Source organism: Sphingomonas jeddahensis, assembly GCF_001981525.1.
Lineage (GTDB): Bacteria > Pseudomonadota > Alphaproteobacteria > Sphingomonadales > Sphingomonadaceae > Sphingomonas > Sphingomonas jeddahensis.
In genome coordinates this window covers 397,847-410,790 of sequence record NZ_MPSB01000002.1, presented here as the reverse complement: position 1 = coordinate 410,790, position 12,944 = coordinate 397,847, and the positions used below count along the sequence as shown (strand labels likewise).

The following is a 12,944-nucleotide window of genomic DNA, read 5'->3' as shown; positions in this document are numbered from 1 at the left end:
CGGCGCGTCAGCCCACCCCCGCCACCCCGATCGCGCCTGTCCCGAGCGCGGCCGTGCCCAATGCGGTCACCGCCGTCTCGGCCGGTCTCGCCGCCGGCCCCGCGGTATCGCGCTTGCCGATCACCAGCGACGCTGCCGATCGTGCTTTGGCCGCCTTCCGTATCAGCTGCCCCTCGCTCGTCCGCCGCACCGATCCCACTGGCCTGACGCGCGGGGCGGACTGGAAACCGGCCTGCGACGCCGCAGCGCGCGGCGGCGACGCCCGCGACTTTTTCGCGCGCTGGTTCGAAACGGTGCAGGTCGGCGACGGCAAGGCCTTCGCCACCGGCTATTACATCCCCGAAATCGCCGGCTCGCGCTCGCACCGCCCCGGTTATGCGCCGATCTACGGCCGTCCGTCCGATCTGGTCGACGTGGACCTCGGCGCCTTCTCGGAGGCGCTGAAGGGCAAGAAGATCCGCGGTCGCGTCGAGGGCAGCAATTTCGTGCCTTATTACGATCGCACGATGATCGAGGAAGGCGCGCTCACCGGCAAGGCGCGCATCCTCGGCTATGCGGTCGACCCCGTCGAATTGTTCTTCCTTCAGGTCCAGGGATCGGGCCTCGTTCGCATGCCCGACGGCGAAATCCTGCGCATCGGCTACGAAACGCAGAACGGCCGCGATTATACCGGCATCGGCAAGCTGATGCTCGATCGTGGGCTGATCGGCCGTGGGCAAGCGAGCATGCAGGGCATCGTCGCCTGGCTCCACGCCAACCCGGAACAGGGCCGGGAGATCATGCGCGAGAACAAGAGCTACGTGTTCTTCCGCGTCCTCGATGGCCCCCCTCTCGGTGCGATGGGCCTGCCGGTGTCGGACCAGGCGACAGTGGCGGCCGACACCCGCTTCGTGCCCCTGGGCGCGCCGGTGTTCCTGTCGATGGACCGCACCGACGCCACCGGCCTGTGGGTGGCGCAGGATACCGGCGGCGCGATCAAGGGCACCAATCGTTTCGACACCTTCTGGGGCGCAGGCGCGGAGGCGCGCGCGATCGCCGGCGGCATGAGCGCGCGCGGGACCGCCTTCCTGTTGGTGCCGGTCGGGACGCTGGCGCGGCTCGGTGTCGCGCGGCCTTGATCCAAGCGAAGCCGCGCTTTGGGCGCGGGTGATGGCGACGGTTCGGCCCCTGCGTGCAGCGGCCACCCCGGCTGTCACCAAATCCGCGCCGGTTGCGGCCCAGGATCCGGCACCGGTCGCCCGAAAGCCGTCGCGGATCGCCGCTCCGCCGCCCAAAGTCGTCAAAGATTCGCACACGCCGGCCCGGCCACTACCCGGCGTTACGCTCGATGGCGGTTGGGACAAGCGCCTGTCGCGCGGCCTGGTCAGCCCCGACACGACGATCGATCTCCACGGCCACACGCTCCATTCCGCGCACGATCTGCTCGATGGCGCGCTGGCGCAATCGGTCGCGCGCGGCGATCGCGTGATCCTGCTCGTTACCGGCAAACCGCCTCGCCCCGAAAGCGAACGCCCCCACGCCCGCGGCGCAATCCGCGCGGCGATCGGCGACTGGCTCGCCGGCTCGCGCCATGCCGGCTCCATCGCCGCCGTCCGCAACGCCCACCCGCGCCACGGCGGCCAGGGCGCGCTCTACATCATCCTGAGACGTAGCCGCTAAGTCACAGAAAACTATACGGATCCACATCCACCGCGACGCGCACCTTCGCCGACCAGTCGAGCGCGCCGAGCCACCCGCGGATCACATCCTGCACATCTAGCGCCCGCCGCGCATGCACCAGCAACCGGAACCGATGCCGTCCGCGCAGCATCGCCAACGGTGCCGGCGCCGGTCCATAGACGTGCATGCCCTCCACCTCCGGCGCACTCCGCCCGATCGTCCTGGCGACATCCTGCGCCAAGCCCTGATCCTCGCTCGACACGATGATCGCGGCATAACGCCCGAACGGCGGCGCCCCCGCATCGCGCCGCGACTCGGTCTCCGCCTCGTAGAAAGCGTCCGAATCACCCGTCACCAGCGCCTGCATCACCTGTGCGCCCGGCGAATGCGTCTGGATGAACACCCGCCCCGGCTTTTCGCCGCGTCCCGCGCGCCCGGAAACCTGCCGGATCTGCTGAAACGTCCGCTCCGCCGCCCGCAGGTCGCCACCCTCGAGCCCGAGATCGGCATCCACCACGCCCACCAGCGTCAGGTTCGGGAAATGGTATCCCTTGGTCACGAGCTGCGTACCCACGACGATGTCGATCGCGCCCGCCTCCATCCGCCCCACGAACTCCGCAGCCTTCGCGGGCGACCAGATCGTGTCCGAGGTGACGACCGCGACTCGCGCCTCCGGGAACAGCGCGGCCGCCTCGTCCGCGATCCGCTCCACTCCCGGCCCGCAGGCGACGAGGCTGTCCTCCTCGCTACACTCAGGGCACGCGCGCGGGATCGGCTCGATATGCCCGCAATGATGGCAGGCGAGCCGCCGTGTCAGCCGGTGCTCCACCATCCAGGCGGTGCAGTTCGGACATTGAAAGCGATGCCCGCACGTCCGGCAAAGCGTCAGCGGCGCATAGCCGCGCCGGTTGAGGAACAGCAGCGACTGTTCGCCGCGTTCCAGCGTCTCCTCCAGCGCCTTGACCAAAGGCGGCGCGATCCAGCGGCCGCGATCGGGCTTGTGCTCAAGCAAGTCGAGCGCCTCGATCGCCGGCATCTGAGCGGGGCCGAAGCGCCCCGGCAGCTTCACCTCGGCATAGTTGCCAAGCACCACCTGCTGCCGCGTTTCGATCGCCGGGGTGGCCGAGGCGAGGATCACCGGGCAACCTTCGAACTTGCCGCGCATCACCGCCACGTCGCGCGCATGATAATGGACGCCGTCCTCCTGCTTGAAGCTGGTCTCATGCGCCTCGTCGACCACGATCAGCCCGAGATCGGCATAGGGCAGGAATAAGGCCGATCGCGCGCCCACGGTCACGCGCGCCTCGCCGCTGGCGATCGCCCGCCATGCCCGCCGCCGCTGAGTGGAGCGCAGCCCCGAATGCCACGCCACCGGCTCGCAGCCGAAGCGATCGTGGAAGCGCTTCAGGAACGGCTCAGTCAGCGCGATCTCCGGCAGCAGGACGAGCACTTGCCGCCCTTGCCGCAGCGCCTCCGCCACCGCCTCGAAATAGACCTCGGTCTTGCCCGATCCTGTAACGCCGTCGAGCAATGTCGGGCGAAAGGCATGCGTTGCGACGTCGGCGACCAGCGAATCGGCAGCCGCGCGCTGATCGTCAGACAAGGAGGGCGGCGCATGGTCCGGATCAGGCACAGGGTAGGGGCTGTCGATATCGACCTCGACGCCCTCGATCGCGCCCACCTTCACCAGCCCGCGGATCACCCCATCGGAGACATCGGCGATCGCCGCCAGTTCGCGGATCATGCCTTGCCGATCCCCTATCCGCTCCAACGCCTGCTCACGCTGCGCCGTCATGCGATCCGGCACATTTCCCGTCGCACGATATTCGGTGACCAGCCGCGACCCTTCCAGCGCGGAGGTGGAGGACAAGGCCATCCTCACCACCGCCGCGGGTGGCGCGAGGTAATAATCCGCCGTCCACTCGACCAGCCGCCGCAACGCCGGCCGAAGCGGTGGCGCATTGGCCACGGCGAGCAGGTTGCGCAGCCGATTGTCGCCGACCTCAGCATCGGACGGCATACGCTCCGGCTCCCATATTACGCCCATCAGCTGCCGCGGCCCGAGCGGCGCGACGACGATCGAGCCCGGTTCGACCTGCATGCCATGCGGCACACGATAATCGAGCGGGCCAAGTGCGGAATTGAGGACAAGGACGCGGGCACGAGACATGCGCGCCGCATATGGGGCGCAGGCGACTCGTAGGGAAGCCGGTGATAGAGCAAGCGGCATGGACGAGCTGCCGATCCTCTACGCCGCGCATCTGACCCGCGACCGGCGCCGCTCCGTCCACACGGTCCGCGCCTATCGCGCGACGGCCGTGCGGCTGCTGGCGTTCCTGCGCAACCATTGGGGCGGAGCAGTCGATCGAGCCGCTCTGGCAAAGGTCACACCGGCCGATCTGCGTGCCTTTCTCGCGCAGCGCCGCGGCGAGGGCCTGTCCAACGCCTCCGCCGCACGCGAACTCTCCGCCGCGCGCGACTTCCTTAATTGGGCCGGAGGCGAAGGAAGTGCCCCCCGTCTCAAGGCTCCGCGCGTCCGCAAGGGTGTGCCGCGCCCGATCGCGCCACACGAAGCGGTCGCGTTGGCCGAAGAGGTCGGGGAGGGCGCGCGCGTCGAATGGGTCGGCAAGCGCGACTGGGCGCTGCTGCTGCTGCTCTATGGCGCCGGGTTGCGGGTCGGCGAAGCCCTGGCGCTCACCGGCGCGGCGCTGCCGCTCGGCGAGACGATCACCGTCACCGGCAAGCGCGACAAGACGCGCATCGTGCCCCTCCTTCCGCCAGTGCGCGCCGCGATCGAGGCCTATGTCGCCGCGTCACCCTGGCCGGCGGCGCGGACCGAATCGCTATTTCGCGGACTGCGCGGCGGACCTCTATCACCCGGCGTGATCCGCGCGAGTGTGCGATCCGCCCGCGCGACGCTTGGCCTGTCGGACCGCACCACCCCGCACGCGCTGCGCCACTCCTTCGCGACGCACCTGCTCGGGCGCGGCGCCGATCTGCGGGCGCTGCAGGAACTGCTTGGCCATGCCAGCCTGAGCTCGACTCAGATCTATACCGCCGTCGATGCCGCGCACCTGCTCGACGTCTATCGCCACGCCCATCCGCGCGCCTGACGGAACGAAGCCAACTTGCTCTCCGTTGTTAACATAGAGCTACAGGAGGCGACGATGGGCGAGTTGACCGACAAGATCAAAGGCAATGTGAACGAAGCCGTTGGCAAGGCCAAGCAGGCCATGGCCGACAAGGATCCCGCGACGCGCACGGCGCGTGACGATCGGCTGGAAGCCGAAGGTGCCGGGCAGGAGCTGAAGGGCAAGGGCCAGCAGTTCGCCGGCAAGGTGAAGGGCGCGCTCGGCGACGATATCTGATCAGCTGCTACCCCCATCGCAACCATGATGCGGCGCGGTTATAGGTTCATGCATGAAAGGGCCGCGTCGGCATGCCGGCGTGGCCCTCATGCTGTTCGGCCACTGGCGAAGCACCGTGACGACTTCTATGTGGTTTCGCCTGATACCAGGAGATACCCATGCGCGTCGGCGTTCCCAAGGAAATCAAGAACCACGAATATCGCGTGGGGCTGACGCCCGGCGCGGTCCGCGAATATGTCGCGCGCGGGCATGAGGTGCTGGTTGAGACCGGTGCGGGCGCCGGCATCGCGGCCGATGACGCCGCTTATGTAGCTGCCGGCGCGACGATCGTGCCGACCGCGGAGGAGGTGTTCGCCAGCGCGCAGATGATCGTGAAGGTGAAGGAGCCGCAGCCGAACGAGTGGGTCCAACTGCGTGAGGATCAGATCCTCTTCACCTATCTCCATCTCGCGCCGGATCCCGAGCAGGCCAAGGGGCTGATGGCCTCCGGCGTGACCGCCGTCGCCTATGAAACGGTGACCGATCGCAGTGGCGGCCTGCCATTGCTGGCGCCGATGAGCGAGGTGGCGGGACGATTGTCAATTGAGGCAGCGGGCTCGGCGCTCAAGGCCTATAATGGCGGCCGGGGCGTACTGCTGGGCGGCGTGCCCGGCGTGGCACCGGCGAGGATCGTGGTGCTCGGCGGCGGCGTGGTCGGGACACATGCCGCGCGCATGGCGGTTGGGCTGGGTGCTGAGGTGACGATCGTCGACCGTTCGATTCCCCGGCTGCGGCAACTCGACGAGCTCTTCCACGGTCGCGTGCGCACGCGCGTTTCGACGCTCGAATCGATCGAACAGGAGATTGGAGAAGCCGATGCGGTGATCGGCGCGGTGCTGATCCCCGGCGCGTCGGCGCCAAAGCTCGTGACGCGCGATATGCTCCGCCACATGAAGCAGCGCTCGGTGCTGGTCGATGTGGCGATTGATCAGGGCGGTTGTTTCGAAACGAGCCACGCGACCACCCACGCCGACCCGACCTATGAGGTTGATGGCGTAATCCATTATTGTGTCGCCAACATGCCCGGTGCCGTGCCGCTGACCTCAAGCCACGCGCTCAACAACGCAACTCTGCCCTATGGTCTTGCGCTTGCCAACAAGGGTGTCGCGGCATGCGACGAGGATCCCGGTCTGATGGCTGGCCTGAATGTCCGGGCGGGCAAGATCGTCAATGAGGCGGTTGCGCGCAGTCTCGGCTAAATCGCTCGGCGCTGCAAAGCCAAAGAATTCATCCAAAAACATATAATACGTAAAAAGCCCCCGTACCGAACCGGTGCGGGGGCTTTCTTTGTCGCGCCTAACAAAGACGCGTCACAATTCTGTAAGATCGGATCAACCGAACAGTTCGTCAGCAATGGTTGCAATTACCTGCCTAGCCGCAGGAACCCCAACGCTTCACCGCCGAACTCAACCCTTACCAGGGCTTGACGTCGGTGCCGTAGATCAGGGCGAGAATGAATGCCAGCATGTCGGACTCCCTAGTTTTATAGCGTCTGGCAGACGCGAGGGTGCATTTAACGATTTGTTTACCATTCTACAAGAGCGTTAACGCCGGTTAATTCTTTCAACGCGCGGGGCGCCTCCGGTTAAAGGTATCTTCAGTCCTTGCCCCTTAAGGTGGCTCGGTATGGCTGCTTTCGGCTCTCAGATGATGCATGCGTCCCCATCGCAACGGCGAGGGCTGGCGACACTATCCTCCCTAGTGGCGCATCGCCCGGCGTGGCGCTTCTTGGTGCTGGCCGAGATCGCGAACTTCGCGGCCGTGAGGCGTCATGTCGGCTGTACGCGCGCTGGCATGCTGGTCGGGGACGTGCTGACGCGACTGGGCGGGGCGCTTCCTCATCTGCGGCTATCTGTCGCTGGTCGCGCGACGATCGAGATCGCTTTCGAGGGAGACGACGCTGCAGACCTCGACAACACCATCGACATCCTTCGTTGCGCCTGTGATTCGCCGTTCGACCTCGATGGCGAGATGCATCGGTTGGAGATTGCGTTCGGGGCTGCAGCCGGGCGCGTGCCGCAAACCGATGATGTGCGACTGGTCGAGGAAGCAGAGGCAGCTCTCTCCGAGGCGCGCGCCGCCCACTCGCCCGTGCGGCACGACCTCTCTGGACCGGGCGCACGAGAAATCCGGCGCCTTGCCGACGAGCTTCGAACCGCAATCGATGAAGATCAGCTGCTGCTCGCCTATCAGCCCAAGATCCACGTGCGGCGGCAAGAGATCAACAGCGCCGAAGCGCTGGTGCGCTGGGCTCATCCCGAACGCGGCCTGATACTGCCGGGCGACTTCATCGGCGCAGCGGAAGATGGCGACGTCATCGATCTGCTCACCTTGTGGACGATCCGCCGGGCGATTATCGACCAGCGTAGCTTGCAGGCAGCCGGACACGATCTGCGCATCTTCATCAACATTTCAGGTCAGTTGCTGGCAGACCAGGCATTCGTTGATGCCGCCTGCCATCTTGTCGCCGAGGCTGACGCGAAGCTCGGCTTCGAGGTCACTGAAACATCGGTGATCCGAGATCCCGATTCGGCCATCGCCAATCTGCAGCGCTTTGCTGACATCGGCATCATCATCGCCATCGACGATTACGGGGCAGGCTTGTCGAGCCTCGCCTATCTGAAGCAGCTGCCGGCGCGTGAGCTGAAGATCGACAAGCTGTTTGTCACGCAGTTGACTAGTTCCAATCGCGATCCGCTGATCGTGCGCTCGACGATCGATCTGGCGCACGCGCTGGAGATGGAGGTCGTGGCGGAAGGTGTGGAGACGCATTCGGCTCTGGCGCTGCTGACGGTGATGGGCTGCGACATGGTGCAAGGCTTTCTGATCAGTCGCCCGATCGCGCTTGAGGCCTTGCTGACCTTCCTGGAAGAAGATCGGCATCACCATGTGTCGCAGGACACGCGCGCTTCTTTCACCAACCTTGCGACCGCTTGGAAGCGCGGGTGATCCGCTTCAAGGTACGCCGGGGTTTTGGCGTCCTGACTTTCCTGTTGTTGATCGCGGCAAGTCCGGCCGGAAATGATCAACGCTTTGATGCAATGACCGCCGATGTCAAAGCGCAGATGCAGAAGGATCCCAGCACCGCCGTCGGGCAAGCCGAGGCGGCACTTAAATATGCCCGTGAGGTAAGATCTCCGATAATGGAGGCGACAGCGCTCTGGCTGAAGGGAGAAGCGTACAGCCGTATCGTTCAACATGAACGGGCGGCAAAGATACTGGCGGAGGCACGCCGGATCGTCGATCGGGCGGCGCCGGGTTCGCAGCTCAATGCCGATATTCTGCTTTCCGAGGGCGGGGCACTCTACGCCAAGGGCGAAATCGGCGCAGCGCTCGCCGACTTGCGGCGCGCACATGATATGTTTCGCGACGCGGGGGGCACGCGCAGTCGCGCGAAAACACTTATAATGATCGCGTTGGTGCACGCGACCGGTAACGATCACGCCGGTGCGCTCCGCTATCTCGATCAGGCGCTCGACGCCTATCGCGCTGACCCAGGTCTAGCGGTCGCCATATATAACGGCCGCGGCTTGGCCTTCAAGGAACTTGGAAGGCTCCAGGAAGCAGAAGCCGAGCTAGCTAAAGCATTGGCTATGGCACGGCAGATGAAGAGCGTTGTGGTTTATGCTCAGATATTATCGAACGTCGCTGACGTGCATTTGGACGATAATGATCTTCGAGCAGGGAATCGCACGATCGGCGAGGGATTGGCGCTAACCACAAAGCCAGAAGCAGCAGCGTACCGTCCAACCTTCATCGCCCTCGCCGCTCGAGCCGCCTTCCTCCGCGGTGACATTCCCGCGGCGGAACGCCTCATCGCGGAGCGTTTCCAAGGCGTCGATCTCACCGCCACGTTGCCACCTGACCGTCCGGCGCACGACGTCGCTTACCGCATTTACAGCAAAATCGCGCGCGACGACCTCGCCCTCGCGCACCTTGCGGCGCTGAAGCGGCTGGACGACCAGGCCACCGCTACCGCGCGATCGAACAGTGCCGCCATCGCCGCCGCCCGCTTTGATTTCGCCAATCAGGAGCTCCGCATTGCGCAGCTCAAGGCGGCAGACCTGCAGAAGACCGTGGCATTCGAACGCGCGCGCGCGCGGGCGCAGCGATGGGTGTTCGTGGGCGTCGCCGCGGCTACACTTATCATCATCACGCTGCTCGCCTTCGGGATCGTGACGCTCCGGCGCAGCCGCAACGCGCTCGCCCGTACCAACGTTGCACTCGGCAAGGCGCTGGCGGCGAAGACGGAATTTCTGGCCACTACCAGCCACGAAATCCGAACGCCGCTCAATGGCATTCTCGGCATGACTCAGGTGATGCTCGCCAATCCGAAAACCGATGCAGAGATGCGCGATCGTCTGTCGGTCGTGCACGGTGCCGGGATCACGATGCGCGCCTTGGTCGACGACATCCTTGACGTCGCCAAGATCGAGACGGGCAAGATGACGATCGAGAAAACGCCCACCGACATCCGCCGCACCATCCATGAGGCGGCCCGGATGTGGGAGGATCAGGCGCGCGCCAAGGGGCTGTCGTTTAACGTCGATCTCTGCAGCGGCCCGCATTGCGGCATGGCGGACAGCACAAGGTTGCGCCAGATCGTGTTCAACCTGCTGTCAAACGCGGTCAAGTTCACGCCGGGCGGTAATGTCATCGTCACCGCGACAGTTATTGGCGATCGGTGGCGCCTCACCGTGGCAGATACGGGCATCGGCATCGCGCCGGACAAGCATGAGATCATCTTTGAGCCCTTCCGCCAAGCCGACACCGGGACGACACGGCAGTTCGGCGGCACCGGTCTCGGCCTCTCGATCTGCCGCAGCCTGTCGCGCGCGATGGGTGGCGACGTGATCGTCAGCAGTGTGGAAGGCGAGGGCGCGACCTTCACGCTCGATCTGCCCTATGAGCCGGTCGAGGCACCGGAAGCAGCCGCTGCGGCGCCCGGCGCAGGCGTGCTGGTGGTCGATCGCAACCCGATTACCCGTGCGATGTTCAAGGCGTTGCTGTCGCCGATCGGCGGGCCGATATTCTTCGCCGGCAGTGCCTCCGAAGCGCTGGAGGCACTTGCGACGAAGCAGCCCGCGACCTTGTTGATCGACGACGCCACGCTGCGCGTCGAGGATGACCCCATTGCGGCGACTCGCACCATCGCTCAGGCGGCGACATCGGCGCATATCGCCTTGCTCGGCCCACCACTGGAGCGCGGCGAGCAGGGGCGGCTGAACGAAGCCGGCATCGCCCAGTTCATCGCCAAGCCGATCGGAAAGGAAGCGCTAGTTCAAGTGTTGTTCAATGATGAACGGCATGTAACCGCTCTTGTGTCCGAGGCGGCTTGAGACGATACTGGTGACGGCGATGAAACGGTCATACTGCCTCCCCGGCCAACGGCCATGAACGTCCTGTTCATCGAGGACGATCGGATGAACCGCCGGGTGGTCCGCGATATGCTTAACGTGGCCGGTGCGGACATGATCGAAGCGGAAAGCGCGGAGGAAGGCCTGCGCCTGCTGGACGGTCAGGATTTCGACATGCTGCTGGTTGATCTGCGCATGCCCGGCATGGATGGGATCACCGCGATCCGGCACATTCGCGCACGGCCGGACGCCAAGGGGCGGGTGCCGATCATCGTGGTCACGGCCGATACGGCGATCGACCTGCGCGAACGCTGCCTGGCCGCTGGCGCAGACGATGTGATCTTCAAGCCGGTGGCGATGGATAATTTGTTCGACGCAATGGGGCGCGTGCTCGCCGCGGACGAGGACGGCATGATCGGCTGATCCTGCCGATCACGCCCACGCCTCAATAGCCGCGGTCGAGATCCGCGATATTCTCCATCTGTTCCCCCGCGCGGAACGCCGACAGGTTGCGGAGGAAGAGCGCGGCAGCGCGGTGGAACATCTTGGTCTGGCTGCGGCCGGACAGATGCATCGAGATCATGCAATTAGGCGCCGTCCACAGCGGATGGTCCGCCGGCAGCGGCTCGGGATTGGTCGGATCCAGGAACGCGCCGCCGATCGTGCCGCCGGTCAGCGCGGCTAGCAGCGCATCGTCGTCGATCATGTCGCCGCGCGCGATATTGATTAGCCAGGCGTCGCTTTTCATCGCCGCCAGCTCCGCCGTGCCGATCATCGCCTTGGTTTCCCCGGTTGAGGGGGCGGCCAGCACCACCCAGTCGAAATCGCCAACTCGTTCCCGCCAGGCATCCGGCGTCAGCGTGCCGTTGCTGCCGGAGCGGGTGACACCAGTCACCTCGACGCCGAACGCAGCAAGCCGCTCGCCGATCAGCCGGCCGATCGCACCATAGCCGATCACGATCGCCTTGGTCTCGGCCAGTTCAATCTTGCCCGGCGAATCACGCAGCCATTCGGCGCGGTCCTGCGCGCGTACCACCTGGTCGAAGCGCTTGGCGGCAGCAAGCACGCCCAGCACGGCATATTCCGCCACCGCGATGGCGTTGATGCCAACGCCATTGGTCAGGATCGCGCCGCGTTCACGCAGCGTGTCGAGCGGAAAGGCGTCGAGCCCGGCGTAGAGAGTCGACACCCACTTCAGCTTCGGCCCCGCGGCGCGGATTGCCTCTTCGGTCAGGCTGGTCGGCTGCATGTCGACCCAGGCGATATCGGCGTCCGCGGTCATCGCCTTGGCATCGGCTGGGCTGGACCACCAGGCGACCTCAAGGTCAGCGGGAAGCTGCGCTTCAAGCAGCGGACGGGCGATCGCGGGGAGAACGGCCTTCATGGCATGGGTGATAGCGCGCCGCGCGGCGCTCGCCTATCGGGATGTTGTGATCGCGCTCCTCCTCGCCGCTGCCGCTCCGGCAAGTGCCGCCCCGGCTGGCCTCGACACCGCCAGTCTTGAGTCGCTTCGCGCCATCGACTTGCGCCTCGGCGCTATCGCCCATCGCCTGGTGACCGCAAACGCTGCCTTGTGCCGCGATCAGGCACCGGCGACTGGCCTCATCCTCCACGCCGCCACCCAATATGATGCCGACACGCAGGCAGCAGCGCGCCAGGCCTTCGGCTTTGCGACGCCCATTGGGGTGGAAGCGGTTGTTCCTGGTTCGGCAGCAGCGACGGCCGGCGTGGCGGCCAATGACGGATTGATATCGATCGGCGGTCGTCGTCTCGAGGCGCGCGCAACCGCCCCATCTGCTGCGGATCGTGACGCCGCGCTCAGCCTGCTCGAAACCGCGCAGTCGCCCGTGCGCCTCACGGTTGCGCGTGCCGGGAGGGGTCGCGAGGTCGCGGTGCCGGCGCCGATGGGCTGCCGGGCACGATTCGAGGTGTTGCTCGGTCCCGCCATGACTGCTCAGTCGGACGGCAAGGTGGTGCAGATTGGTGTGCGTTTCTTCGAACGTTACCGGGACGAAGATGTCGCGGTGATCGTCGCCCACGAATTGTCCCACATCATTCTGCGGCATCGCGTGCGTTTGGAGGCTGCAGGCGTGAAGGGCGGTCTGCTGGGTGAACTTGGCCGCAATGCTGCACTCGGACAGAAGGCGGAGCTGGAGGCGGATGTGCTCGGCGTCGCGCTGCTGCACAATGCCGGTTACGACACTGCGTCGGCACCACGGTTCTGGCGCGAGCATGGCGGCGATCTCGACGGCGGCCTGTTCCGCAGCCGAACGCACCCGGCCACGAAGCGGCGGATCGCGGCGATCGAAGCAGCCGCGGCGGCGATCCCGGCGGGAGAAAAGCCTTATGTGCCGCCGGTGCTGGTGCAGCGCGACGTGCCGCTGAACTAGGGTCTCGGGCAGCCGCGCGCCGCTGCTCCGCGTCGCTCCGGCCTATGCCGGGGTCCGGGGTCCGCAAAACTCAGCAGCGCCGAGTGTGTGGAAGTCTGGATGCCGCACGAGGCCGGCATGACGGCATCGAA

The 12,944-nt window shown here is 65.9% G+C and carries 11 protein-coding genes; 9 read left to right on the top strand and 2 right to left on the bottom strand.

Going from position 1 to position 12,944, the window contains the following annotated elements:
- Both mltA and SPHI_RS03970 read left to right on the top strand, forming a co-directional pair.
- Positions 1 to 1,118 (top strand): murein transglycosylase A (gene mltA, locus SPHI_RS03975; RefSeq protein WP_233130650.1); only part of this gene is annotated, 1,118 nt, incomplete at its 5' end.
- Between the two features lie 31 nt (positions 1,119 to 1,149).
- Entirely contained in the window at positions 1,150 to 1,659 is a 510-nt protein-coding gene (locus SPHI_RS03970) for a Smr/MutS family protein (protein WP_076743614.1), read from the top strand.
- Position 1,660: 1 nt separating this feature from the next.
- Here the strand turns inward: SPHI_RS03970 and SPHI_RS03965 are convergent, their stop codons facing one another.
- Complete coding sequence (locus SPHI_RS03965) at positions 1,661 to 3,829, bottom strand: primosomal protein N' (protein WP_076743567.1); 2,169 nt, start codon at positions 3,827 to 3,829, stop codon at positions 1,661 to 1,663.
- Between the two features lie 58 nt (positions 3,830 to 3,887).
- On the opposite strand from SPHI_RS03965, the gene SPHI_RS03960 reads away from it, so the two are divergent.
- From SPHI_RS03960 to SPHI_RS03935, 6 genes are all read left to right on the top strand, one after another.
- Positions 3,888 to 4,772, top strand: a complete 885-nt coding sequence (locus tag SPHI_RS03960; protein WP_076743566.1) for a tyrosine-type recombinase/integrase — start codon at positions 3,888 to 3,890, stop codon at positions 4,770 to 4,772.
- A gap of 54 nt (positions 4,773 to 4,826) precedes the next feature.
- Positions 4,827 to 5,027: a CsbD family protein gene (locus tag SPHI_RS03955; protein WP_076743565.1), complete on the top strand. Its 201-nt coding sequence runs from the start codon at positions 4,827 to 4,829 to the stop codon at positions 5,025 to 5,027.
- Positions 5,028 to 5,185: 158 nt separating this feature from the next.
- Complete coding sequence (gene ald / locus SPHI_RS03950; RefSeq protein ID WP_076743564.1) at positions 5,186 to 6,265, top strand: alanine dehydrogenase; 1,080 nt, start codon at positions 5,186 to 5,188, stop codon at positions 6,263 to 6,265.
- Positions 6,266 to 6,797: 532 nt separating this feature from the next.
- On the top strand, positions 6,798 to 8,015 hold the full coding sequence (locus SPHI_RS03945) for an EAL domain-containing protein (RefSeq protein ID WP_233130648.1): 1,218 nt from the start codon (positions 6,798 to 6,800) through the stop codon (positions 8,013 to 8,015).
- Between the two features lie 92 nt (positions 8,016 to 8,107).
- Complete coding sequence (locus SPHI_RS03940) at positions 8,108 to 10,405, top strand: sensor histidine kinase (RefSeq protein WP_144036149.1); 2,298 nt, start codon at positions 8,108 to 8,110, stop codon at positions 10,403 to 10,405.
- Between the two features lie 54 nt (positions 10,406 to 10,459).
- Positions 10,460 to 10,846 (top strand): response regulator, encoded by a 387-nt coding sequence (locus SPHI_RS03935; protein WP_076743562.1) that lies wholly within the window; start codon positions 10,460 to 10,462, stop codon positions 10,844 to 10,846.
- A 22-nt stretch (positions 10,847 to 10,868) separates the two neighbouring features.
- On the opposite strand, the gene SPHI_RS03930 is transcribed toward SPHI_RS03935, so the two are convergent.
- Positions 10,869 to 11,807, bottom strand: a complete 939-nt coding sequence (locus SPHI_RS03930; protein ID WP_076743561.1) for a D-2-hydroxyacid dehydrogenase — start codon at positions 11,805 to 11,807, stop codon at positions 10,869 to 10,871.
- Between SPHI_RS03930 and SPHI_RS03925 the strand changes: the two genes are divergently transcribed.
- Positions 11,806 to 12,813, top strand: coding sequence for a M48 family metallopeptidase (locus SPHI_RS03925; protein ID WP_076743560.1), 1,008 nt, complete (start codon positions 11,806 to 11,808; stop codon positions 12,811 to 12,813). The two genes, SPHI_RS03930 and SPHI_RS03925, sit on opposite strands and share 2 nt — an antisense overlap.
- Positions 12,814 to 12,944 lie beyond the last annotated feature (131 nt).